The sequence below is a fragment of the Rahnella sp. PD12R genome, assembly GCF_019200965.1.
Lineage (GTDB): Bacteria > Pseudomonadota > Gammaproteobacteria > Enterobacterales > Enterobacteriaceae > Rahnella > Rahnella laticis.
Map to the genome: position 1 here is coordinate 39,029 of NZ_JAHTMS010000003.1, position 21,368 is coordinate 60,396.

General features: G+C 49.9%; 30 protein-coding genes and 1 pseudogene. 16 read left to right on the top strand and 15 right to left on the bottom strand.

What is annotated here, in order from left to right:
• Positions 1-86: 86 nt before the first annotated feature.
• Positions 87-1,034, top strand: a complete 948-nt coding sequence (locus KWG64_RS07255; protein ID WP_218521421.1) for a LysR family transcriptional regulator — start codon at positions 87-89, stop codon at positions 1,032-1,034.
• Between the two features lie 23 nt (positions 1,035-1,057).
• On the opposite strand, the gene exoX is transcribed toward KWG64_RS07255, so the two are convergent.
• Positions 1,058-1,720, bottom strand: a complete 663-nt coding sequence (gene exoX / locus KWG64_RS07260) for an exodeoxyribonuclease X (protein ID WP_195824249.1) — start codon at positions 1,718-1,720, stop codon at positions 1,058-1,060.
• Positions 1,721-2,118: 398 nt separating this feature from the next.
• Here exoX and KWG64_RS07265 point away from each other — a divergent pair.
• Positions 2,119-2,760 (top strand): annotated as a pseudogene (locus tag KWG64_RS07265) (enolase C-terminal domain-like protein); the annotation flags it as partial.
• 83 nt (positions 2,761-2,843) lie between these two features.
• On the opposite strand, the gene KWG64_RS07270 reads toward KWG64_RS07265, so the two are convergent.
• From KWG64_RS07270 to KWG64_RS07325, 12 genes are all read right to left on the bottom strand, one after another.
• A complete protein-coding gene (locus KWG64_RS07270; RefSeq protein WP_218521422.1) occupies positions 2,844-3,968 on the bottom strand; it encodes a site-specific integrase in 1,125 nt (374 codons plus the stop codon).
• On the bottom strand, positions 3,952-4,194 hold the full coding sequence (locus KWG64_RS07275; RefSeq protein WP_218521423.1) for an excisionase: 243 nt from the start codon (positions 4,192-4,194) through the stop codon (positions 3,952-3,954). The genes KWG64_RS07270 and KWG64_RS07275 overlap by 17 nt, the downstream gene beginning before the upstream one ends.
• A gap of 291 nt (positions 4,195-4,485) precedes the next feature.
• Complete coding sequence (locus KWG64_RS07280) at positions 4,486-5,142, bottom strand: hypothetical protein (RefSeq protein WP_218521424.1); 657 nt, start codon at positions 5,140-5,142, stop codon at positions 4,486-4,488.
• A complete protein-coding gene (locus tag KWG64_RS07285; RefSeq protein WP_218521425.1) occupies positions 5,139-5,627 on the bottom strand; it encodes a class I SAM-dependent methyltransferase in 489 nt (162 codons plus the stop codon). The genes KWG64_RS07280 and KWG64_RS07285 overlap by 4 nt, the downstream gene beginning before the upstream one ends.
• The gene (locus KWG64_RS07290) at positions 5,627-6,259 is read right to left on the bottom strand and encodes a hypothetical protein (protein ID WP_218521426.1); all 633 of its coding nucleotides are present in this window, start codon (positions 6,257-6,259) and stop codon (positions 5,627-5,629) included. Before KWG64_RS07290 ends, KWG64_RS07285 begins: the two co-directional genes overlap by 1 nt.
• Positions 6,259-6,714 (bottom strand): hypothetical protein, encoded by a 456-nt coding sequence (locus KWG64_RS07295; RefSeq protein ID WP_218521427.1) that lies wholly within the window; start codon positions 6,712-6,714, stop codon positions 6,259-6,261. Before KWG64_RS07295 ends, KWG64_RS07290 begins: the two co-directional genes overlap by 1 nt.
• The gene (locus KWG64_RS07300) at positions 6,711-7,067 is read right to left on the bottom strand and encodes a hypothetical protein (RefSeq protein WP_255562110.1); all 357 of its coding nucleotides are present in this window, start codon (positions 7,065-7,067) and stop codon (positions 6,711-6,713) included. The genes KWG64_RS07295 and KWG64_RS07300 overlap by 4 nt, the downstream gene beginning before the upstream one ends.
• A 13-nt stretch (positions 7,068-7,080) precedes the next feature.
• Entirely contained in the window at positions 7,081-7,599 is a 519-nt protein-coding gene (locus KWG64_RS07305; protein ID WP_218521428.1) for an HD family hydrolase, read from the bottom strand.
• An 80-nt stretch (positions 7,600-7,679) separates the two neighbouring features.
• Complete coding sequence (gene rdgC, locus KWG64_RS07310; RefSeq protein ID WP_255562111.1) at positions 7,680-8,600, bottom strand: recombination-associated protein RdgC; 921 nt, start codon at positions 8,598-8,600, stop codon at positions 7,680-7,682.
• Positions 8,601-8,669: 69 nt separating this feature from the next.
• Positions 8,670-8,825 carry a DUF3927 family protein gene (locus KWG64_RS07315; protein WP_112198251.1) on the bottom strand — a complete coding sequence of 52 codons (156 nt, stop codon included), beginning with the start codon at positions 8,823-8,825 and terminating at the stop codon, positions 8,670-8,672.
• A complete protein-coding gene (locus tag KWG64_RS07320) occupies positions 8,822-9,247 on the bottom strand; it encodes a tellurite resistance TerB family protein (protein ID WP_195817290.1) in 426 nt (141 codons plus the stop codon). Before KWG64_RS07320 ends, KWG64_RS07315 begins: the two co-directional genes overlap by 4 nt.
• 471 nt (positions 9,248-9,718) lie before the next feature.
• Positions 9,719-10,387 carry a LexA family transcriptional regulator gene (locus KWG64_RS07325; RefSeq protein ID WP_218521429.1) on the bottom strand — a complete coding sequence of 223 codons (669 nt, stop codon included), beginning with the start codon at positions 10,385-10,387 and terminating at the stop codon, positions 9,719-9,721.
• 88 nt (positions 10,388-10,475) lie between these two features.
• On the opposite strand from KWG64_RS07325, the gene KWG64_RS07330 reads away from it, so the two are divergent.
• The 14 genes from KWG64_RS07330 to KWG64_RS07400 all read left to right on the top strand — a co-directional run bounded on the left by KWG64_RS07330 (position 10,476) and on the right by KWG64_RS07400 (position 19,179).
• Positions 10,476-10,691, top strand: coding sequence for a YdaS family helix-turn-helix protein (locus KWG64_RS07330; protein WP_208952392.1), 216 nt, complete (start codon positions 10,476-10,478; stop codon positions 10,689-10,691).
• A 25-nt stretch (positions 10,692-10,716) separates the two neighbouring features.
• Positions 10,717-11,223 carry a YmfL family putative regulatory protein gene (locus KWG64_RS07335; protein ID WP_218521430.1) on the top strand — a complete coding sequence of 169 codons (507 nt, stop codon included), beginning with the start codon at positions 10,717-10,719 and terminating at the stop codon, positions 11,221-11,223.
• A 187-nt stretch (positions 11,224-11,410) separates the two neighbouring features.
• A complete protein-coding gene (locus KWG64_RS07340) occupies positions 11,411-11,599 on the top strand; it encodes a DUF4222 domain-containing protein (protein WP_152326560.1) in 189 nt (62 codons plus the stop codon).
• On the top strand, positions 11,589-12,515 hold the full coding sequence (locus tag KWG64_RS07345; RefSeq protein ID WP_218521431.1) for a helix-turn-helix domain-containing protein: 927 nt from the start codon (positions 11,589-11,591) through the stop codon (positions 12,513-12,515). The genes KWG64_RS07340 and KWG64_RS07345 overlap by 11 nt, the downstream gene beginning before the upstream one ends.
• Positions 12,497-13,201 (top strand): replication protein P, encoded by a 705-nt coding sequence (locus KWG64_RS07350; protein WP_218521432.1) that lies wholly within the window; start codon positions 12,497-12,499, stop codon positions 13,199-13,201. Before KWG64_RS07345 ends, KWG64_RS07350 begins: the two co-directional genes overlap by 19 nt.
• Positions 13,198-13,539 carry a hypothetical protein gene (locus tag KWG64_RS07355; protein ID WP_218521433.1) on the top strand — a complete coding sequence of 114 codons (342 nt, stop codon included), beginning with the start codon at positions 13,198-13,200 and terminating at the stop codon, positions 13,537-13,539. The genes KWG64_RS07350 and KWG64_RS07355 overlap by 4 nt, the downstream gene beginning before the upstream one ends.
• Positions 13,536-15,842 (top strand): phage N-6-adenine-methyltransferase, encoded by a 2,307-nt coding sequence (locus tag KWG64_RS07360; protein WP_255562112.1) that lies wholly within the window; start codon positions 13,536-13,538, stop codon positions 15,840-15,842. Before KWG64_RS07355 ends, KWG64_RS07360 begins: the two co-directional genes overlap by 4 nt.
• Entirely contained in the window at positions 15,839-16,000 is a 162-nt protein-coding gene (locus KWG64_RS07370; RefSeq protein ID WP_218521434.1) for a hypothetical protein, read from the top strand. The genes KWG64_RS07360 and KWG64_RS07370 overlap by 4 nt, the downstream gene beginning before the upstream one ends.
• Positions 15,993-16,451, top strand: a complete 459-nt coding sequence (locus KWG64_RS07375; RefSeq protein WP_218521435.1) for a hypothetical protein — start codon at positions 15,993-15,995, stop codon at positions 16,449-16,451. Before KWG64_RS07370 ends, KWG64_RS07375 begins: the two co-directional genes overlap by 8 nt.
• Positions 16,448-16,723 carry a hypothetical protein gene (locus KWG64_RS07380; RefSeq protein WP_218521436.1) on the top strand — a complete coding sequence of 92 codons (276 nt, stop codon included), beginning with the start codon at positions 16,448-16,450 and terminating at the stop codon, positions 16,721-16,723. The genes KWG64_RS07375 and KWG64_RS07380 overlap by 4 nt, the downstream gene beginning before the upstream one ends.
• On the top strand, positions 16,720-17,094 hold the full coding sequence (locus tag KWG64_RS07385) for a RusA family crossover junction endodeoxyribonuclease (RefSeq protein WP_218521437.1): 375 nt from the start codon (positions 16,720-16,722) through the stop codon (positions 17,092-17,094). Before KWG64_RS07380 ends, KWG64_RS07385 begins: the two co-directional genes overlap by 4 nt.
• A gap of 14 nt (positions 17,095-17,108) precedes the next feature.
• Positions 17,109-17,804, top strand: a complete 696-nt coding sequence (locus KWG64_RS07390) for a phage antirepressor KilAC domain-containing protein (RefSeq protein WP_218521438.1) — start codon at positions 17,109-17,111, stop codon at positions 17,802-17,804.
• Complete coding sequence (locus KWG64_RS07395; protein ID WP_218521439.1) at positions 17,801-18,811, top strand: DUF968 domain-containing protein; 1,011 nt, start codon at positions 17,801-17,803, stop codon at positions 18,809-18,811. The genes KWG64_RS07390 and KWG64_RS07395 overlap by 4 nt, the downstream gene beginning before the upstream one ends.
• A gap of 14 nt (positions 18,812-18,825) precedes the next feature.
• On the top strand, positions 18,826-19,179 hold the full coding sequence (locus tag KWG64_RS07400) for an antiterminator Q family protein (protein WP_218521440.1): 354 nt from the start codon (positions 18,826-18,828) through the stop codon (positions 19,177-19,179).
• 36 nt (positions 19,180-19,215) lie between these two features.
• Here KWG64_RS07400 and KWG64_RS07405 read toward each other — a convergent pair whose 3' ends face one another.
• Together KWG64_RS07405 and KWG64_RS07410 are read right to left on the bottom strand one after the other, a co-directional pair.
• On the bottom strand, positions 19,216-20,211 hold the full coding sequence (locus KWG64_RS07405) for a GTP pyrophosphokinase family protein (protein WP_255562113.1): 996 nt from the start codon (positions 20,209-20,211) through the stop codon (positions 19,216-19,218).
• On the bottom strand, positions 20,208-21,293 hold the full coding sequence (locus tag KWG64_RS07410) for a nucleoid-associated protein (RefSeq protein WP_218521441.1): 1,086 nt from the start codon (positions 21,291-21,293) through the stop codon (positions 20,208-20,210). Before KWG64_RS07410 ends, KWG64_RS07405 begins: the two co-directional genes overlap by 4 nt.
• Positions 21,294-21,368 lie beyond the last annotated feature (75 nt).

Consider the following 21,368-nt stretch of genomic DNA (forward strand, 5'->3'; position numbering starts at 1 on the left):
CCCGATAATGTTGGTGGTGTTGATTGTTAACCCGTAAAAGTCGAAGTATGATTATGCTCATCTGATTATTCAAATTGATTAAAATAATGAAAGATATCAATGAAAATGATTTTGGTAAAATAGACCTTAACTTATTGATCGTACTGGTCATCATGGTGGACGAACGCAGTGTCACCAACACGGCGAAACGGCTACATCTGGGGCAGCCCGCAATGAGTGCCGCTTTAAAAAGATTGCGTGAGATGTTTGATGATCCGCTTTTTATCCGCACGTCTGAAGGCATGCTTCCCACCTCCCGCGCAGAGAAACTCGTCGCGCTTTTCAGGCCAGCACTTCAAAATTTTCATCGCGCTATTTTCGATTTCCCTGTATTCAATCCGGCTGCCGACAACTATAACTTTCGTATTGGGATGAGTGACTGGGTTGAACACTGGCTGATGGCGGACTTACTGGAAATAGTCAGTGCCGAAGCGCCGGGAATAACAATCACCGTATTAGCCTCAGACCCTTATAAAGATTTGCAAATGATCAAAGATGATAAAGCGGATGTGATTATTTCGGTCGGAAAGGATCTGACGCAGGAAGCGGGCAGAGAAAATCTGGTGCAATTTGGTTTTAAAACCGTTTGGGACAGAAAGCAGATTGATATTAAAAAACCGCTGAGCATTGATGATTTTATAAAATATGACCATCTTCTGGTTTCGTACAGAGGCGCAAATCAAAGTCTGATTGATAGCCAGCTCGCATTGTCAGAACGCCAAAGAACAGTGAAATATGTCACGCCAAATTTTGCATCACAGCCGCTTATTTTGTCGCGTCTGCCCGTGTTTACGACGGTGCCCGAGGGGTTAGTCGATGTCTGGTGCAAACTCCATCATTTTGATTTCGATGAGGTCCCGGTAGAAACATCAAAGTATCACCTGTCACTCTTGTGGAATAACCGGCGTGAAAAGGAACCGGCTATAGAGTGGATTTTACGCAAACTTAAAGCGCTGATAGTGGACAAAACAAAAAGCATTCATGCTGATGAATGAATGCTTCGCAAAGCCAGAAAACCCTATTGCGCATCCAGATAATGCTTAAGCGTCATCCGCAGGTCGGGTGTTAATTCTTTGATGTTTTTCAGCATCCAGCGCAAATAAGCCGGGTCGTCTTCGGCGATTTCTGCAATCTTTTTGCCGCGATATTTGCCGAACATCATGGTGCTGATCAGCGCAGGCCGGCCGGTGATCGTGACCATTTCTTCAGGCGTCCAGTCGGATTCATCCATGATGCGGATGAGTAACGCGGCGGTGATGTAGCAGTCAAAAAGCGCGCGGTGATGGTGCAGTTCCGCCGGGGTCTTCACGTCGAGTTTCAGGGATTTGTACAGCGCCATATTGCTGTACTTAATCCCCGGCCACAAACGGCGCGCCAGCTTAACGGTACAAATCCACTGGCCGGGCATTTCAGGCAGCATACGCTGGTCAAAACTGGCGTTATGGGCGACGTAATATGGGCTGCCGTGGTAGCGGGGAATGACGTCTTCAATCCACGGTTTATCGGCCACCATGGCCTCGGTGATTTTGTGGATTGCCATCGCCTGATGGCTTATCGGGCGATCGGGGCGAACCAGATCGCTCATGGGATTGACGATCCTTCCGTTCTCAATATCAACAGATGCCACTTCCACTACGCCACCCTGCAATCCGCAGGTTTCCGTATCAATAACTCGCAACATATTCCACTCCAGAGACCGCCGGACACGTTCTAAAAACGTTAGCCTAACGGAATGATTTCCTCATGCCCACTTTTCTCATCACCTCTTTTCACAAAAAAATACGCCCCGAAATATCCCACACAGTCCATCCGCCTATTTCCTGTACAGATCACACTTCGCCCCGCTTTCGTGAAAATGCTCACATCGTCCCGTGCAGATGCCCAAACTTACACGGATATTTTCGGCTTTTAGCCGTGGCAATGCGTGAATAAACTGGCTAACTTCAATAATGAAACGCTATTTTATTTAGGTTGGATTGCGGTTTTAACACAATGTGAGTGCGCTCACAAAGCGGGTGAGAACGCAGTCCGGGGGCGCTCTGATGAGCGTTAACTCTCTCAGTAATGGCAGGTATCGCTGTGAAAATAAGTTCTGTTGAAGTCACTGTTTTTACTTATCCGACCCGTCGTGTTTCAGACAGCGCAGGTCATTCGCATCCGGGTGAAGAAAGTCAGGCAAAAATGGCGATGCTGGCGATTACCACTGACGAAGGTGATTGCGGATATTCGTTCGCGCCGCCGGAAGTGGTGCGTCCGCACGTCGTGAATGCATTTTTTAGAAAAGTGCTTATTGGCCAGAATCCGTTTGACCGCGAACGTCTGTGGCAGGATCTGGTTCACTGGCAGCGCGGCAGTGCGCATCAGCTGACCGAGCGCGCGCTGTCGTTTGTCGAGCAGGCGTTGTGGGATCTGATCGGCCGCAAGCTGAATATGCCGGTACACAAACTGCTGGGCGGATTCCGCGAAAAAGTCCCGGCCTACGGCAGCACCATGTGCGGTGACGAGCTGAAAGGCGGCCTGTCAACGCCGGACGAATTCGGTCAGTTTGCCGAAAAACTGGTGGCACGCGGTTATCAGGCTATCAAGCTGCACACCTGGATGCCGCCGGTGGCGTTCGCACCGGATCCGAAGATGGACATCAAAGCCTGCGCCGCCGTGCGTGAAGCGGTCGGGCCGGACATCGAGCTGATGCTCGACGGTTATCACTGGTACAGCCGCGCAGGATGGTAATACACTGTTATTACTGATTAAACTACCTCTCCTGCAAAACCCCTGCTAAATTCCTCAGCAAAACTGCATAACAATTAAACCGCTACTTCCTTCCATTCCTTACCGCGATCATCGTGATATTTTTCTGTCATCTGGCTGGTTTTGTGGCCCAAGAGGCTTTGCGTATCTATCCCCTGAGCACTGTATAAGCGTTCACATAAAGACCGTTGCTCATGGAATGTTGGGGGCGAATTAGCATCAAATTTAATACCTGACTGGTCTCTTGCTTTCGCGAAACCACGAGATAAAGTATCCTGATTCAGCTGGCCACCGCGTTCGCAGTTACTTAATGATCTGTGATGATGCAGGATCCATTTACTCAGGACGACATCACGACATTCGGCGATGACGTCCCGAAGACAAATATCCAAAACGTCACAGCGAATAGACAATGGAATGGCTACCTTCGCCCCAGTTTTTTGCTGGATCACGTGAAGTTTGTCATCCCAAATATCTGAGAATTTCATGGCCGCAATATCCCCGACCCGCTGCCCGGTGAGTATTGCAATCATCATGCCGCGCCGAACATAAGCCGGCTGCTCTGATGCCTTCGAATATATGGCTTTCCATTCATCGAGAGAAAGCCGTTGCCTGGTAACTTTTGCCCTTGGTTGTCTTGTCGCAATCGCCGGGTTATAACCCACAGGGACTTCACCCATATGCTGAGCTTCTTTGAACAGATCGCTGAGAACGGAGCGCACCATTTGCGCCATTCTTCCTTTACCTTGCTCAATATAAATATCTAAAATGCTGGCAATATCGCGTGCGCCAATTTCAGGCAAAGGCTTAATTCCGCATTGCTCTACAAATGCCTTTAGAGCCGGTTCTTTTCCTGTTGCGGTTTTAGGTTTTATTTCTCCGTTTCTTACCTTTTCCTTCAACATCTTTCGATATTTATCTACCCACGAATTCGCTGTAATCCCCTTATTTGTTTCTCTGCTGATATTATTTCTGACCCTAATGAGATTTGTCATTTTCTGCTCATTCAGCTTCATATTTGCGTCGATGGCAATTGCTCGAGCCTCTTTTTCGCTGTCCCCTAATCCGTGAAATTTTCCAGTGACTGGGTGTTTATAACGCCAGTAAACCTTTTTGGTTCTGGCGTCGGTATAGCAGGAGAGTCCGGGGATATTCACATTATATTTACGTGGACGTGCCATCTTCGAGAATCCTCATTAAACGTGGATCTATGTCCTTGCTGATCTCGGGCTTCTCGGCCATGCCAATAAAACGCGCTGACGCTTCCACACGCCAGCACCGTCCTGCCTTAACGGGAAGAGGGTAAATCATTCCGTTTTTGGCATACCTCATCAATGTTGCTCGACTTGGTACTGGCGCTGAGAACTCTTCGAGAGCCCATTCATCTAACGTTAATGTTCTCGCCATAAATCACTCCACACGTTTAGTTATAGCCGGCTGCACACCGGCTTACTGGCTGATCCGAAATCGGCCGTAATATTTCCCAGCTCGCCACCAGAGCATTTTCTCCCCCAGTGGCATTGCTGGCGCAAATTCAGCGGGGACAAACCACAAATTCAGCATTCGTTCCACGTAAACCCGCCTGACAAAATGCGACCTCATGATTTTCTCTCTGCCTTAATTTTGTAGTAGGCCTGTTCGAAGCCTCTCCAGTATTTCCAGTACTGGAACCGCTGCTGTAGCCAGTGCGGCGCCATATCATTCACCATCCTTCACGATGCCGCCAGCGGCATTGATTGCTGCGTCACCGTAGATTTGTCCGATTAACTGAGTGCCTTCTATGGCTGCATCTGCGATGGAGTAAATCACTGCGCCTGTAGCTTTCACGACAAACAGGAACCCCACGGGCACGACCGGCTTTTGCGGGGCGGTGAATAGATATGCATGGTTGCGCGTCAAATCACCTGATTCAGAAACAAAACCTGATTCCACCGATTTATTGATACTGAATAGCACCGCGCTACCTTCAAGATTGAATAGGTGCTGATTATAAACACCCACCGGCACCTGATCGCCTTTCAGCGCTGCGAGTTCTGCCTCTGATTTCTCTGCACGTTCACGTTGTGCATGAAGCGCTGTGCATGCTTGGTCGTACGCCCATTGCGTAGGCGCACGATGCTCCCACTGGAATTCAAGTTTTCTGATTTCCTGAGCATTTGCATCAGCCCGCTGGCGTTCTGCTTCGAATGCATTTAGTGCCAGCAAAATATTTTGAGCCTTGAACGTGGTATCTGATTGGTCATATAAGTGAATGATTTCTTCACCATCAGAGTTTTCACCCTGGCATTCGACAATCCGATCGGCCAGGTCGCGCATATCACGCATCAGCGCCGCGATATCTGTTGTATCAGTCATACAGACTCCTTCAAAAACAGGATCCAGTGAGTTTTGTCGCCTTTGCCGGTGCGCTGCCAGATTGTTGGCTTCTGGTCAGTCAGGGCGATTACCTGGGCAACGGGTATCTGCGTTTCGTTCCATTTGAAAACGAGTGTGCCGTGTGGCCGCAACACTCTGAACGCTTCTCGGAAACCGGAAGCGAGGTCATCACGCCACGTTGCTTTGTCCAGCACGCCGTACTTTTTTCGCATCCAACTTTTCTCCCCGGCACGCGCAAGGTGCGGGGGATCGAATACGACTTGGGCAAAACTGTTATCTGCGAACGGTAGCTGGCGGAAGTCGGCAATCACGTCCGGGCTGATTACCAGCAGGCGTTCGTCGCACAGAGTGTGTTCTTCGCTTCGCACGTCGATGAATACTGCACGTTCATCCTGTTTATCGAGCCAGAACATCCGGGAGCCGCAGCACATATCGAGGATTGATTTGCTGGTTGCTTCAGTCATTATCGGTGCCCCTCGCACGCACAGTCCCGGCAGCCGTCAAAGTCGTAAGGGTTTTCCTGCCAGCTGATTTTTCCGCAGCATGGACAGTTCCAGCGGGTCTTGCCTGATGATTTACGGCGTTTCTGGCGCTTTAACCAAGATGGCTGGCGCAGGCCCGCGCTTTGAATCATGGTTCGGCGATCCAGCAGGTTGATGTTGAACGTCCTGCGTTTAACTGCGTCAGCAGTAGTGAACGGCAACCAGACCAGATCGGTATCGGTTGTATCAGGCTGAGCAAAAACTCTCGCCTTGCTGAAATCATCGGTTGGCAGCAGATCAGACAGCCAATAAACATCGTTCCCATTCCATTGCCCTTTCAGGAAAGCGACGTACCCTTTGCAGCCGTCTTTGATAACGCTTTCGCCCGGGATATGTTGGTGATCAACATGCCACACAGCGGCAGTGTCGATTGCATCTGCGGACACCGGCAGGTCGATGTCACGGCCACGATTCCAACTGTTCTGAGCTTCTTCCAGCGTGTAGACATGGGCTTTATTGATATCAGAGGCATAACCCTGTCCCTGATAGCAGTGAAACGACATGTTGCTGCCGACCGTGTCACGCAGGCACGCCAAATAGAAACGGTCAGCCATTACCATTCTCCCCAACTAAACGACGCTGCGACCGGCCCGAGTTCTTCCGCTGCCACATAAACGCTACCTTCCGGCGGCCTCACAGTTTCTGGACGCCACCCCTGGGTGATGTATCCACCTTCCTGCAACCCATCAAGACACAATTTTGCGGTTTCCATTGTCAGGGCCATGCGCTCGAGCTGATAGCGCTTGCGGTACACAAACGCGCGCAGAGCCTCTTCCTTGGTTAAGTGATAGCTTGAGCGAGCAGAGCCTTTCAGGCAGCGTTTAATTCCATTTTTTGACCGAGATTCCATCTGTTTCAACTGCTCGGTAGTCATGTGCGGATAGTCATAGCAATGCCAAAAAGTTTTGGCGGTTTCGCGGATAATGACGCGCTCACGTAGCATTACGATTGGCCTCCCATCGCTAGCGTTTCCGTCAACGTAGCGGTAGCAATATTTTTTCTCAGTCATGGCTGCTCACCTGCTGGCGCTGGTTCATCCGGAATTGACGCCCAGTGAGTAATACGGACATCTTCGTGTTTCAGTGCTTCCAGTTGAAATGACCACTCCCATTCACCGGTTTCTTTCTGCCCCATTGCCATCCACATAGAACGCCATCCGATCACCCAGCCTTCGCCGTTGGCGTCAAATAGAAGGACCTCTTCATTCGCTGATGGCAGCTCCACATCAACGGATACAGCTTGATCATAAATCAGGTCCCGCCATGCCACGGCTACCAGCTGGCCACCGAGAATTCCGGTGCCGGCACCTACCACTGGTTCTTTCCCGTCTTCAAAATCAACAACCAAAGTAACTTTTCCCATGATTTCCCCCTGATCAGAACATCAGCTCTTCCCAGCGGCGCATAAACAAAGCTCTGGCCTGTACTGGGTTGAGAGGTGTGATAAGAATGTCTGTCGGTTTGATACCTTCCAGAATCGGCCAGAAGTTATCAGCATCTACTTCCAGATCCCGGCGTTCGGTCGCCAGCATGATCAGGTCAGCCGTTTTGACGATGGCGCTCATCTCCAGCGGTAGGTCGTACTTCTCACGGATCAGGCCATCAATCTGACGCTCGATGCGGGCATAGTCGGGCAGCATGCGTTTCAGTGGGGCAGGGATGTCCTTCATGTACGCTTCAGTGGCGTCGTGCAACAAGGCTTCGCGCTGGTATTGCGGTTCAACAATCATGCTGCACAGAACAGAGTGCTGAGCCACGCTGTAGAAGTCGGCAATCTGCCCTGCAAATCGGCATTCGTGGGACAGACCCTGCGCGATGTCGGCAATATTGAAGGCGAGCACATTAGGATTTGAGAAATCCAGATGCTGGCCGGAAAAGGTGGTTAACCAGGTCATAAAATTACTCCACACGTATATTTAGGTTGCGCGAATCCCTTGCCAGTGACGGCAATTAATAAAATTCAGATGTTTTTAAATTATCTTTGGGCTTCGCCGCCCAGCGCGGAAATAAGGGCCGATATCAGTGCTGAATATTCACTGGTGACCAGAATGAAATCAGCATCAAAGCGCGCGGCAAAATCATCGCGGTCGATGTCGTCGTTCTGATCGGCCAGGGTGTCGCTCGGTTTCAATTTTTTCAGCGTAAAAGCATCGTTAATCTGGAAGCTGACGCGTTCTTGCCAGTCCATCGAAACCTGAGTGACCAGTTTACCGTTTTCGATATGGCTGCTGATCTCGTCGCTGACCAATGCCTGCTTCTTACAGCGGATAGTGCCGCCTTCTTCCAGAATGGCTTTCAGCTCAGCTTCATCCTGCAGGGCAAATCCGGCTGGCGGCTGGCCGCTGCGCACCCATTCTGTAAGGGTGAGTTCGATCGGTGTTTCCATCGTCAGTGGTACAACAGGCAGCGAACCGAGGCTTTTACGCAGGAGTGCCAGCATGTCTTCTGCTTTCTTGGTGCTGACTGCGGCGACCATGATCAGGCGGTTATCCAGATCAATCCACATGAAGGTTTGGGTGAAGCGACTGAACGCGCGTGGCATCAGACTGTGCAACACCTCATCTTTCAGCGAATCTTTCTCGGTCTTCTTCAGCTTGCGGTGCTGCTCGTTTTGAAGCTGCTCAATCTTGTCAGCCAGTTCCTGCTTAATCACCGGCGCCGGAAGGATTTTCTCTTCGCGCTTCGCACAGATCAGCAGTTGGTGACCGGCTGCGTGCACCAGCTTTTCAGTACCGAACTTACCCATCGGGGAAACCCAGCCGGTTTTAGCCATATCCTGGCTGCCACACGGGGAGAAAATGAAGGCGCTCATCTGGCGTTGCATTTCCTCAGCATCGAGCGCGATATCCCGGCTCATGCGGTAAATCAGAATGTTTTTGAACCAAAGCTCTTTCACGTTTATTACTCCACTTTCCTACTGCACATAGGGTTTGAATCGATGCGGGCCGAAACCCGCATGGATTGATCAGGACTTCTTACTAATCACCGGCCAGATAACCACCAGTAGAGCCACAACCAGAAAACCATCGGCGACGGTTGACATAATGCGGCTGGTGAAGTCCACAGCGACGACCAGAAACAAGATCAGGCCAGCACCGGCCAGACGGAGTTTGCCAATCATAAGTACTGGTCTAAAGACAGTTGCAGTGACTGAGCGATTTTCTTCAGAGTGGCTTCTTCTTCCTCTCCGATGCCGTCCTGATCGGCGATGTCCAGACACAGGCACAGAACATCAACAGCATCAGAAGTGCCAGCGACATCAGACAACTCACGATAAGCCTGTGCGTTTGCGCTGCGTGGCGATGCTTCGTACCGAGCGCGGATGTTGCTGCTCATCTGGGCAATTTCGCCAGCGAATGGTGAGAATGCCGGTAAAGCACTGATGGTTTTTTCCAGAACAGCAATTTCTTTCGCGTCGCAGGTGCCGTCGGCATAAGCGATGGCGTATGCGCCCCAAACTGTTGCTTCCACTGCGTCGCGGTTTTCCATCTTTTTCACTTCAGCTACAGCTTTACGGGCTTTTTTCTTAAAGATTCCAAACATGTTCATTTCCTTCTCAGTTGGTTAACTACTCACACACATAGACAAGGGCTGCCGGTAATGCACAGGGCGTGCTGGGTGGGTGCCAGCGGCCCTTGTCTATGCCTGCGAAAAAATTGGCGGTGGTCATGATCAGAACACTATCTTCGCTCCCCCTGATGTTGGATGGTTGAAGAGTCATGCCACCGCCGAAAGACAACTACACACAGCAATTATCGAGGTTCCACGTCGATCTGATTGGGCGGCGGGAGTTGAACCCGCAATCGGGTAGGGAACCCGACCATCACCAGGATGCTTTGCACAACGGGAAGAACACTGGAACTGTGGTCAGACCGAGTTGATGGTAAGTGAGTCCCTCAACCCCCAGTGTTCTTCCCGTTGCGTTTGTTCCTTGTGGATACATTATGTATCTATGGGGTACATTGTCAAGGCGAAAAAAAACCTGCCGAAGCAGGTTGCGTGATAATAATTTTTTTAGGCTCTATAACGCCTTGGTTTTCCTGAGAAAACAACCGTGCCAATTATTGAACAATTGCCATCTATTTTGATGTATTGATCAGGCCAGTCCTTATTCAAGGCTTTAAGATATTTATTCCCAGCATCTTCTACGAGTCTTTTGAAGGTTGTTTCGCCAGAGTCGAGCAGCAGCGCAACTACATCATCACCGTGAACCGGTGCAACTTCTGGATCAACAAAAATCATATCGCCTGGTCGATACTCATCGATCATTGAATCGCCAATGACTCGAAGGATGTAGGTCATCGACCCACAAGGAACCGGACAGGGATATGTTTCGGATAAACTCAAATCTACCTCGGAATAACCAATTTCAGTCCAAGCCCCAGCCTGCACCCACGAGATTACTGGAACCATTTGTATGGTGAGTTCGGTGTCCGTGACATTCGGAGCTGAAGTTATATTGGAGGCTTGATGTTCCTTATCCAGCCAGCCATCAGGTAAATCAAAGCACTTTTCGATATGGCGTGCCAAATCATCCCCGATTTTTTTCGTAGGATTCTTTCCGATCACTCGGCTGACTTGAGTTGGTTCTCGGTCGATTAGGCCAGCAAAGGACGAATTTCCCCCGGCACTATCTCTGAGTTTCCTGGCGTTATCCCGCCGGATTTCATCGCTTGTCTTCATACACTCATTAAACTTCGTGTACCTGATAGGTACAAGTATCTTGCGGGTTCATTTAAATAGTGCATAATGTATCTCGGAGGTACATATGATCAAAAACTATTGGGATGCTTTAACAAAACCAGAGCAAAACGCTTTGGCTAAAAAAGTCGGTAGCAGCAGTGGTTATCTCAGGCTCGTTTTCAACGGTTACAAAAAAGCAGGTTTTTCGCTTGCTCAACGCCTTGAAGAAGAGACTGCTGGCGCTGTTACCAAGGGGCAATTACGGCCTGATATCTACGGGAATACTACCTCTCAAACGGCCTGAACATAACTACCCAAGGAAAAGCAAAATGGTAGACATCAAAGAGACAGTGAAAGCGATGTGCGATGCATTCCCCGGCGGCCGGTCTGCTATGGCTGGCGCTTTAGGGATGAGTAGGACCACTTTCGATAACAACCTGTATGAGAAGAACGGCTGTCGCTTTTTCGAATTTGCTGAATTGGAAGCAATGCAGGAAATGAGCGGGACCACGTTATTAGCTGAGTACAACGCTGACAAAGTTGGGCTTCTTCTGACGAGCATACCTCGGCCTGCAGAACTGGATCGTGTTGAGCTTTTTAATCAAAGCGTCGATGTGGCAGCCAAAAGCGGGCATGTAGATCAGCAAATTCAGGAGTCGATAGCGGATGACGGTGTGATTGATGCGGATGAACAGGCGGAGATCATGAAGTTGCACATGCAACACCTGGCGGCGCGGGATGAATACGTGCGGTCTGTTATTGCTCTGCACAAAAAAGTTGACGCCCGGAGTGTGCAGCTCCAGGCGTCGGGTGCATCAATCAATCGTGTGGAGTAATTGAACGCATGAACAGTTTACTCGTAAAAGCTGGCGTTCCGCAAATGCGCTGCAAGTCAGTGACTGGCGGAGCCGCGCGCTCTTTCTCGTATGAAGTGATTATCGATGGTGAGTGGATGCCCTGCAACTACCAGTTCGCTGCGTGGTGGGTAGGTTACGTCCGCCAGAGCAGCCAGAAGGTGACGGCATGTCTGAAGAAATCCAAAAGCTGGACAGGCGTTACAAGGATTGGCGGGGCGTTGTGGTACACGTCGTGGGCTTCGACAGAGCAGGGGATCGCGTCATCTTCATGCGTGCCGGTTACCCGCATGAGTGCGCCCAGCCCGTTGAGCTATTCAAGTCGCGGTTTGAGAGGGTGATGACCGATGAGCAATAAACTTCAGGGGCTGGTTTGGGATGCATGCGCGCCTGCTGGCTTATCCATTTCTCAGGTGGCGATCATGTCCCGTCTGGCTGACTACAGTAACGATGACGGTATTAGTTGGCCTGCTATCCCGCGCATTGCCCGCCAGGTTGGAGCGAAAAGCCCAAACACTGTGCGCAGCGCGCTGAGAGTCCTCGAGGCTGGTGGTTGGTTAAAAATACAGGAACGCAAAGTCAAAGGTCGCAACACCAGCCACATCTACCGAATTAACGTAGCAAAGCTGATTAAGGCCGCTGCGGAAGCAAATTCGGAAGATACCCCTTCAAATTTTGAAGCATCAAATTCTGAGGTATCAAAAATTGAAGCCTCAAATTTTGAGGGTTCAAATAACAAAGCTGTCGCGGCAGTTAGCCCTTCAAATTTTGAAGCCGATCCACAAGTAACTACAACACCTGATCCACAAGGTATTAAAACCCTTAGTCCGGCCGCTTCGCAGCCAGACGACAGCAGTGATGAAAGTTTTCTTGCCCTTCACCCAGAAGCGGTGGTGTTCAATGCCAAAAAACGCAAGTGGGGAAGTGCCGACGACCTGACCGCTGCTGAATACATCTGGGGAAAAATAATCCGCATGTACGAACAGGCTGCTGAATGCGACGGCGAGATTGCCCGCCCGAAAGAACCGGACATGACCCTGTGGGCAAACGAAGTCCGCCTGATGTGTACTGCCGACGGTCGCACGCACAAGCAAATCTGTGAACTGTTTGTCCGCGCTAACCGCGACCCCTTCTGGTGCAAGAACATCCTGAGCCCGTCGAAACTCCGCGAAAAATGGGACGACCTGACAATCAAACTTAGCGCGAATGTCCCGGCTGATACTTCGGCTGGCGGCCACTGGAACAGCGCTCAAGCATGGGAGAACACCCTGTGAACAAGATGATGATGGCAGTTAAAAACCGCGACGGCGCCGCGCTGGCTCAGCTGATTCCAGAAGAGCAACCGCAACGAGTAGTAAACGCTGACGCCGAGAAGTTGGTCGATGTGCTGTTCACTAACCTGATGCAGATTTTCCCTGCTGCCCGCCAGACCGCGCTGAGTACTCCGGCAGATATTGCGGCTGCCAAACGTCAGTGGATCCTCGCATTCGCTGAAAGCGGCGTGACCACGCTGGAACAGGTTAAAGCCGGTATGCGCGTTGCCCGCCAGCAGGAAACAGACTTCTGGCCGAGCTGTGGCAAGTTCATCGGCTGGTGTAAATCCGGTGCTGCTCAGGCCGCTGGCCTGCCGACCGTCGACGAGGTAATGACCGAGTTCAACCAGTATTGCGCGCGCCGCGGCGACTACAGCACACCAGCGGCTTACCCGTGGTCAGCGCCGATCATGTACTGGATTGTGACCGACGTCCGCCGCCTGATGCTGCAAAACAATTACACCGAGGGTGAAGTCCGTAAATCCGTACAGCACAACCTGACTCTCTGGGCAAAACGCCTGGCGAATGGTGAGCAGGTCCCGGCACCGGTTGTGATGCTGTCCGCGCCAAAAGCGCCAGCAGGCCCGACACCGGCACAGGTCATGTATGACGAGTATCTCCGGAAAAAACGGGAGGGCTGGTTATGAAAACCTATCAGCAGATGGCAATTGAAGAGTTGATGCGTGACAGAACCCCACGCACCTGCTCAGACATTGAAGCGGCCCTGACCGAGAACACCGGATTTGTACCGCCTCGCCATTCAATGTCATCAACGATAAACACGATCAGCAAGAAGCCTCAGTTCAACATCGTGACCGGGCATTGCGCCGGAAAGAAAACGTATTTCCTAAGCGAAACGTCAAAGGCCGTCGCGGCGCCAGCAGCTGATGAACCGGTTGTGCGTCCAGTGAAAACCAAGGCTGAGATCAGTGCTGAGTTTGAACGCAATCTGTGGGCAGTACGTCAGGGAAGGGGACAGGCATGAATATTCGATACGGATCTGTATGCAGCGGCATTGAAGCGGCTAGCTGTGCATGGGAATCGCTGGGCTGGCAGCCAGCATGGTTCTCTGAGATTGAACCATTCCCGTCAGCAGTGCTTGCACACCATTGGCCGGAAGTCGCCAACCTTGGTGACATGACCAAAATAGCCGCTGCAATCTCTTCGGGAGATGTTGAGGCACCAGACGTACTTGTCGGCGGTACACCATGCCAGGCCTTCAGCGTCGCCGGACTACGTGCCGGACTTGAAGATGCCCGCGGGCAGTTAACTCTTTCATATGTGGAATTAGCCAATGCCATTGACAGCAAGCGTCGCGAAAACGGACAACAGCCCGCAATCATCGTCTGGGAAAACGTGCCCGGAGTCCTCTCAAGTAAAGACAATGCCTTCGGGTGCTTTTTGGGAGCACTTGCCGGCGAAAGCTGTGAGTTGCAGCCAGCAGGGAGAAAATGGTCGAACGCAGGTTGTGTGTCTGGACCAGAAAGGACTATTGCCTGGCGAACCCTTGATGCTCAATTTTTCAGAGTGGCCCAACGCCGCAGACGTGTGTTCGTTGTCGCAAGTGCTCGTCAGGACGTCGATCCCGCCTCAATACTTTTTGAGCTCGAAAGCGTGCGCCGGGATACTGCGCCGCGCCGAGAAGCGCAACCGGCAGTTGCCGCCCTCACTGCTAATGGCGTTGGAACATGTGGTGCAGACGATAACCAAGCACAAGCAGGACATTTAGTCCCTGCGCATGTTTTTACCAGCAATGGTTATGGAAACTTTACTGAAGGTGTATCCCCATTACGGGCAAAAAGTGGTGCTGATCATGAATCCTTAGCCGTTTTCAATTGGCAGGCTGGCGGTAATACCTCGGCAACGCTGGGATTTGATGAACATGCCACTGGCGCGCTGCAGGCCAGCCAGCACCCTGCTATTTGTGTAACAGGGGATATAACTCACACGCTTAAAGGCGAGGGCTACGACGGCTCAGAAGATGGCACCGGCAGGGGACAGCTAATTGTAGCATTTGCAGAAAATAGCCGTGGTGAAGTCCGATATGAAAATAGAGATGGGCAAATAGCTGGCGCTTTATCAACGGGCGGTGGAAAGGCCGGACAGGGAACTCCCTGCATCATTTCTTTTAGTAGCAAAGATTACGCAGGTGATGCTGCAGCTGAGGTTTCGCCTACCTTGCGTGCAGGTAATTCCACAAACAGCAACGCGAACGGTGGGCAACCACCGGCAATAGTTTATGCGATCCCCGGCAACTGGATAGGAAGGCAACCACAAAACGGCGGAAATTCGGGAGTGCCAATGTTCAATATGTCGCCTTGCCTCACTGCCACTGACAAACACGCTGTAACCGATTCAGAAATGGTGGTTCGCCGATTGATGCCTATTGAGTGCGAAAGGTTACAGGGCATGCCCGACAACCACACCCTGATCCCTTGGCGTGGAAAGTCCGCTGATAAATGTCCAGACGGACCACGTTATAAAGCAATTGGCAACAGTATGGCTGTACCGGTAATGGCATGGATAGGAACCCGTATTGATATGGCGATAAACATAAGCGTTGAGTCCATAGAAAAAATCGTAACTGAAGAAATAAGCGAAATAGCCGAGTCGGATTCAACCGCGCTGAGTAACAAATATGTGCTGGCGTTGCATGAGTTGCGTGATAAGCCAGCCCATAAATTGAAAGAAGTTGGCGATCAATGGCGCACGCCGGACTCACTTTTCTGGGGTATCAATGCCATGTTCGGCCCGTTGGTTCTCGATCTCTTTACCGATGGTGAAAACAGCAAATGCCCGGCTTTCTATACCGCCGAAGACAATGCAATCACTCAGGACTGGTCAGCTCGCTTAAGTGAATTGAATGGTGCTGCATTTGCTAATCCCCCTTACTCCCGGGCCAGCAAACACGATGGTCAATACATTACCGGCATGAGCCATATCATCAATCATGCATTTCAGATGCGTGAGCTGGGTGGCCGCTACGTGTTCTTGATTAAAGCTGCAACGTCAGAAACATGGTGGCCAGAAGGCGCTGATCACGTCTCATTTGTTCGCGGGCGTATTGGTTTTGATGCTCCATCTTGGTTTGTGCCTGCAGATAAAGACCAGGTTCCGACTGGCGCTTTCTTTGCTGGCGCGATCGTCGTGTTTGATAAGACATGGCGTGGCTCGGCAATCAGTTATGTCAGCAGAGAACAGCTGCTGGCGCAGGGGGAGGCATTCCTTGAGCAAATCCGCTGGCAGGCGGCGCGCCTTAACAATTCAACGTCGGAGGTGGCTGCGTGAACGAACTTCAAAAAATCTGGCTCAATGCTTACAACGGCTGGCTGATGGCGGTCTCCCCTTCGGGGGAGCTGCATCCCACTGATTACACAGCGGCGCGGGAACATGCTGATGCTGTGCTGAATAGTCTGACCAAAGCAGGGGAGGTGAATTGTGATTGATGAACCGAAAGACGACAGCGAAAACGTTCTGGCCTTCACGAAGCGATTCGACAGCAATGCAGACATAAAAGACATGCGTAATTTTGTTGAATCAGATCAGGCAGTCCCGCGCTGCATGCATGGTGGCGTACTGGTGTCTGAGTTCGAGCGAAAGGTCACATGTCGCCGCTGCGGCGCAGTGCTCGATGCATTCGATCACGTTCTCTCCATTGCAAAACAGGAAACAAAACTGGATTGGGAACTGCGTCAGCTCCGGGGTGAAATCACCGATCATCGCACCGGCCTCGAAAAGCTGAAGCGTGAAGAGTTGAACACCAGAAATCGCATTAAAAATGCCGAAGCGAAGCTGGCGCGGATCAGCATGGAAATCGCCAACAAGAGCATAGCCGCCGGTATTCCAGTCGCCGCCGTCACCCGTGACACCTACACCGAATCGGAGGTCCAGCAATGAAGACTGCAACGGTAAATATAAATAACTACGTCAAAGTAAAACTGAACGAATTTGGCCTGTCTGTCATGAAGTCCAATCGTGAAGAACTTCAGCGCATGGCGCCAAGCCTGCCTGACTTTACACCACCATCTACTGATTCCGATGGGTATTCAAAATTTCAGCTTTGGTCACTCATGGAGACTTTCGGCCCGATTATTCATCTGGGTTGTGAGCTTCCATTTGATAGCGAAATCCTGTTTACGTGCGAGTCGGTTACCGAGGTAGATGAATGATCCTGACATTGCCATTCCCGCCAAGCGTCAACGGCTACTGGCGCTCCACCAGAAAGGGCGTGCTGATCAGCGAGCGCGGGCGGATCTTCCTGTCAAATGCGCTGGCGTCGATTTATCAGCAGCTGCGCAGCCGCCCGCCGGTGCTGCTGACTGAACTGGATGTGCATCTGGTTCTCTACCCACCGACCAGAGCGAAGCGGGATTTAGATAATTTCCAGAAGGCGCTGTTTGATGGCCTGACCCATGCGGGGATCTGGAAAGACGACAGCCAGGTAAAACGAATGACGGTCGAATGGGGACCGGTTATCAAAGAAGGAAAGGCAGAAATAACGATTACTGATTTCAAACCCGCCGGTGTGCAGCCGGCTTAACGTGTGGAGTGATTATGTCGAACAGTTTGCTGTCAGGAAAAGTGGTAACGATGTCGAGCCGTGAGATTGCTGAGCTGGTGCAGAGTAAGCACAGCAACGTGAAAAGGTCGGCTGAAAGGTTGGTTGTTGCTGGAATTTTAAGCGCGCCATTGGAGCACACCCCCTATTTGCACGAACAGAATGGGGAAGAATATCAGGAGTACTGGTTCAATAAGCGCGATTCGCTGGTGCTGGTTGCCCGGCTCTCGCCCGAGTTCACCGCCGCGGTAGTTGACCGCTGGCAGGAGCTGGAATTGAAAAACCAGTTACCCCAGTCATTGCCGGACGCGTTACGACTGGCTGCTGATCTGGCGGAAGAAAAGCAGGTACTCGAATCTCAACTGGCGCTGGCGGCTCCGAAAGTTGAATTCGTTGATCAGTACGTCATGGCTAAGGGCTCTATGGGATTCCGAGCGGTCTGCAAATTGCTGCATGCGAAAGAACCGGAATTCCGGATGTTCCTGCTCGAGAAAGACATTGTTTACCGGCTGGAAGGCCAGCTGACGCCAAAGGCCAATCATTTAGAGGCTGGCCGGTTTGAGGTGAAAACCGGTACCAGCCAGCAGAATCAGCACGCGTTTCGCCAGGCCAGATTCACGGCGAAGGGGGTTGAATGGGTTGCCGGGCTGTGGGCTGGCTATTTGCGACAGAAACAGGAGAGCCATGCGTGAAGGTATTACTGAAACCTTACCCCCAGAAGGAACTGGGGATCATTCTCTTCCGCCCAGCGCCGGATGCGCTGCAACTGTTCAGCGGGAAACGGCTATTGATCACCGACGAGCCCGCCGACTTGCAGAGCGCGCCCGACGGCCTTATTACTGGCGCACACCAGAAAGTCCTCGATAACCCGGTGATTAGTAATTTCCTTTCTTCGGATCTCGTTATCAGGCGCATGTTGGGCGGCTGGGAGGGGTTAACACGTTGGGTGAAACAGAACCGAGGTTGTCAGTGCGATGACCCCGGCTATCACCATCACGAAATGACCCATGCGCGGCGGGAGCGTGGCGTGGTTGCGCTTTGCTGGCACCACGACACTCAATACCGGGATAAAGCATCAGCTCAGCTGGACGCCGCCGCGCTGGCGAACACGTTGGAATATGTCTCGGAACGGATCCGGTACTGGTTGGGGGAACGGGAAGGGCATCAGATTACAGTAGCGGAAATTTGCTGGTTTGCAGTAGCCAGAGGATTTGTAGACAAACTTCCGCGCGTCATTCTTTATGACATTTTTGGCATTCGTAGCCAAGAGCACTTCGGCCAAACGAAGGAGTCGGATACAAACCCGTTTGAACGAAAGCCGGAAGACATTATCGCTGAGGGTCTTAAGCCTGTTCTTGCGCTGGCCATCGACCCTGAGACGCCAGAGTCTTATGCCCTGATCCCGAAGCGCCGCCGGTATGAGAACTCGAAATACACCCAATGGGTAAAGCGCCAGCCATGCTGTGCCTGCGGCAACGGTTCTGATGATCCGCACCACATCACCGGCAATGGGTTTGGCGGTATGGCAACAAAAGCGCATGACCTGTTTGTGATCCCGCTGTGCAGACGGTGTCACGACTCACTTCATGCGAATACCCAGGCTTGGGAAGAAGAACATGGTGATCAGATGTATCTGGTCATGAAGACATTAGACCGCGCGCTGGCGACGGGTGTTATCGCTACCGGCAAAGCAAAATAAGTGTGGAGAGAATAATGCGTGATATTCATGAGACTTTAGAACTTTGGGGGGCATGGGCTGCCAGCGACAATAGTGGTGTGGATTTTTCACCTATTGCAGCAGGCTTTAAGGGTCTATTGCCACAAACATCAAAGTCGCGGTCACAATGCAGCGATGACGTTGGTATCATGATAGATGGTTGTGTTGCCCGGCTTAAAAAGTACAGAATGGAGGAATATGAATTAGTGATATTGCATTACGTTTACGCTGTGTCTCTTAGGGCAATCGCGAAAAGACGTAAGTGCTCAGATGGAACAATCAGAAAGGATATGCAAACTGCGCAAGGTTTTGTACTTGGCTGCATGGCTATGGGAACAATGCTTTTGTAGATTAAAAGAGGTAATAGGCCATTAAGTAATGGTCTATTATCTTGTAGTGCTTTTCCCCAGATCGCTCAAAATCATGTTTAAACCAGAGATATTTCCAGGTAAAGGCCATTTTGAAATTATTTCACCAGAGTCAATGTGACTTACCAGCCAATATATGAATAGGATACTTGGTTGGTTGAATAAGTTATCATACTCGGCACGTTGAACAATAAACCGTTTAATAAATTTTTTCTTTTCAAATATTTCATGAATGTTCCGCATGGAACTATCATTGATAAATTCTTTGAATTCATCAAGAATTGCGTAATTCATATTTAAATCAATTTTAAGTAAATGGGAGCCTATTTCATTTTTAAAATATGAGGTAAGGTGTTCGAGAAAATCATTTCTTTCCCTGCTTGTTTCTTCAAGAAGTTCCATAGTCTTACAAAACAAGTCATCAGTTGTTTCCATAAGAGCCATGCTGCGAGCAATTTGCCTTTCAGCAGATTTAGGAACTTGTCCTACTGGTTTGTAAACACTGTCATGAACCAATTCTGCATATGCATGTTGCAAGAGTGTTCTTATTTGAACCTCGCAGCACATATTGCAAGTTAAGCTTTGGCCTTGAAACGTTATTTCTGATTTAGGGCGAACTTCATAGTGAATGGATTGATAATCGAAAATTTTAGGATTTGCGTCTCTTTCAGCCAAATAGTCTTTAGATAGCGACGACACCCAATGTTCACTATTTGTTACTATTTTACTAACTCGTTCAATATCAATAGACAATAGCACAACAAATCGGATGCCAACCAAATCAGTCATTTCTATAACGGGATTTTTATAGCCTTTTCTGCTGATCTTGCCTAACGCTGATTCGACTCCCTTCACCCTGGGTTTTGTATGGATTTTAACAAAAGAATCAGCTCTTTCTGCGCCGATTTCAGATATCAGAACTCTGTTAATCTCTTCTGTAACGTAAAGCCCCCAGGCAGCATATGCAGCCCGGGTTGAAAGAAGATATTCTCTGAATTCATTGATTTCCATCATTTTTGGCTTTGTAGCTTACCCTGAATCTTCAACATCGTGCTTTCATTGTCGTCTGTGGGTATGATTTCCACAAGATTTTTTAGCTGGTCTGGGGGGACTGACAGCCAAACATCACTAGAGAATACTAATTTATTTCTTTGCTTTAATTTTGCTTGAATATATCCATTATCTTTAGTGATTGCAGCGGTAGGGAATTTTTTTAGAGACATGAATTCAATATATGATGCTTGTAAATTAGGGGGAATATGTTCTTCAGAGAAATCCGCTGTGCTAATTGTTCTTTTTTGAGACCTCATTTCAGAGCGAAGGGCTTCAAATAGCTCAAATTTTTCAGACTCTTCGATTTGTGCGTTATTTATAAAGTCTCGAGTGTTCTCAAAGAAATCCTGTGTTAGTTTTTTTGAAGATTTATTGATATCCATCCCAAGAAAACGAAGGTAAAAATAACTAGCGGCATTTTTTGTTTCAGTGGATGTCATCAGGTGGTCGAACAAAAATGCCCTGTAATTGTTGCTATCATAATTCCCTTCGGCATCAGGTGGTAATGCTAATGTTTGAACTAAGAAGCCAATCTTATACAAACGCTGTGCTGGGGTTAATAGAAGTTCTGTAATAAAATCCATTGAAACTTGATCATCATCTTCACGTGCCCGAAATCCACTCTGAGTTTCGGCTTTTATAACTGCTAGAAATGGCAGCGAGTCATTACCTATAAAACCAGAGATTACCGCTAGAATTCCCCCTGGAGCAGCACTCCCATACTGTGCTTCAGTTAGTTTGTTGGCGAGACGATGTGTCGTATTTATAAAATGGGGCGTATCTCCGGCAAACGTTGATGCTGCAAGGTTTAGAAATGAATCATTCCCCATGCCAGTTATCGACATTTCAATGCCATGCGATTTGTTAGCTAATGCCTCTGTTATTCTCACTTGGAAAGCATCCAGAGCCTCATATCCAAATGGTAGTATTGCCTTACTTAATTTTGCCGGGGTCATCTGTTTATCCGGACTTCTAGGAAAAATTCTGTGTGCGATGATTTTATCAATCATCAAACCTTCAAAAATAAATTCTTCACTGGACATTTTTATCCTTTGCTCAGTTGAGTTGTTATGAGAACAGCATACGAAATAGCTAACGCGTACGCAAAAACTATCTTA

Bases quoted from the DNA above. Each gene is read 5' to 3' on its own strand.
- KWG64_RS07255 (WP_218521421.1), top strand. From the start codon at position 87: ATGAAAGATATCAATGAAAATGATTTTGGTAAAATAGACCTTAACTTA.
- KWG64_RS07340 (WP_152326560.1), top strand. From the start codon at position 11,411: ATGTCTGAAGAAATCCAAAAGCTGGACAGGCGTTACAAGGATTGGCGG.
- KWG64_RS07360 (WP_255562112.1), top strand. From the start codon at position 13,536: ATGAATATTCGATACGGATCTGTATGCAGCGGCATTGAAGCGGCTAGC.
- KWG64_RS07355 (WP_218521433.1), top strand. From the start codon at position 13,198: ATGAAAACCTATCAGCAGATGGCAATTGAAGAGTTGATGCGTGACAGA.
- KWG64_RS07275 (WP_218521423.1), bottom strand. From the start codon at position 4,194: ATGGCGAGAACATTAACGTTAGATGAATGGGCTCTCGAAGAGTTCTCA.
- KWG64_RS07345 (WP_218521431.1), top strand. From the start codon at position 11,589: ATGAGCAATAAACTTCAGGGGCTGGTTTGGGATGCATGCGCGCCTGCT.
- KWG64_RS07350 (WP_218521432.1), top strand. From the start codon at position 12,497: ATGGGAGAACACCCTGTGAACAAGATGATGATGGCAGTTAAAAACCGC.
- KWG64_RS07405 (WP_255562113.1), bottom strand. From the start codon at position 20,211: ATGATGGAAATCAATGAATTCAGAGAATATCTTCTTTCAACCCGGGCT.
- KWG64_RS07320 (WP_195817290.1), bottom strand. From the start codon at position 9,247: ATGTTTGGAATCTTTAAGAAAAAAGCCCGTAAAGCTGTAGCTGAAGTG.
- exoX (WP_195824249.1), bottom strand. From the start codon at position 1,720: ATGTTGCGAGTTATTGATACGGAAACCTGCGGATTGCAGGGTGGCGTA.
- KWG64_RS07285 (WP_218521425.1), bottom strand. From the start codon at position 5,627: ATGACTGAAGCAACCAGCAAATCAATCCTCGATATGTGCTGCGGCTCC.
- KWG64_RS07315 (WP_112198251.1), bottom strand. From the start codon at position 8,825: ATGATTGGCAAACTCCGTCTGGCCGGTGCTGGCCTGATCTTGTTTCTG.
- KWG64_RS07385 (WP_218521437.1), top strand. From the start codon at position 16,720: ATGATCCTGACATTGCCATTCCCGCCAAGCGTCAACGGCTACTGGCGC.
- KWG64_RS07280 (WP_218521424.1), bottom strand. From the start codon at position 5,142: ATGACTGATACAACAGATATCGCGGCGCTGATGCGTGATATGCGCGAC.
- KWG64_RS07325 (WP_218521429.1), bottom strand. From the start codon at position 10,387: ATGAAGACAAGCGATGAAATCCGGCGGGATAACGCCAGGAAACTCAGA.
- KWG64_RS07400 (WP_218521440.1), top strand. From the start codon at position 18,826: ATGCGTGATATTCATGAGACTTTAGAACTTTGGGGGGCATGGGCTGCC.
- KWG64_RS07380 (WP_218521436.1), top strand. From the start codon at position 16,448: ATGAAGACTGCAACGGTAAATATAAATAACTACGTCAAAGTAAAACTG.
- KWG64_RS07305 (WP_218521428.1), bottom strand. From the start codon at position 7,599: ATGACCTGGTTAACCACCTTTTCCGGCCAGCATCTGGATTTCTCAAAT.
- KWG64_RS07300 (WP_255562110.1), bottom strand. From the start codon at position 7,067: ATGGGAAAAGTTACTTTGGTTGTTGATTTTGAAGACGGGAAAGAACCA.
- KWG64_RS07410 (WP_218521441.1), bottom strand. From the start codon at position 21,293: ATGTCCAGTGAAGAATTTATTTTTGAAGGTTTGATGATTGATAAAATC.
- KWG64_RS07390 (WP_218521438.1), top strand. From the start codon at position 17,109: ATGTCGAACAGTTTGCTGTCAGGAAAAGTGGTAACGATGTCGAGCCGT.
- KWG64_RS07290 (WP_218521426.1), bottom strand. From the start codon at position 6,259: ATGGCTGACCGTTTCTATTTGGCGTGCCTGCGTGACACGGTCGGCAGC.
- KWG64_RS07270 (WP_218521422.1), bottom strand. From the start codon at position 3,968: ATGGCACGTCCACGTAAATATAATGTGAATATCCCCGGACTCTCCTGC.
- KWG64_RS07295 (WP_218521427.1), bottom strand. From the start codon at position 6,714: ATGACTGAGAAAAAATATTGCTACCGCTACGTTGACGGAAACGCTAGC.
- KWG64_RS07335 (WP_218521430.1), top strand. From the start codon at position 10,717: ATGGTAGACATCAAAGAGACAGTGAAAGCGATGTGCGATGCATTCCCC.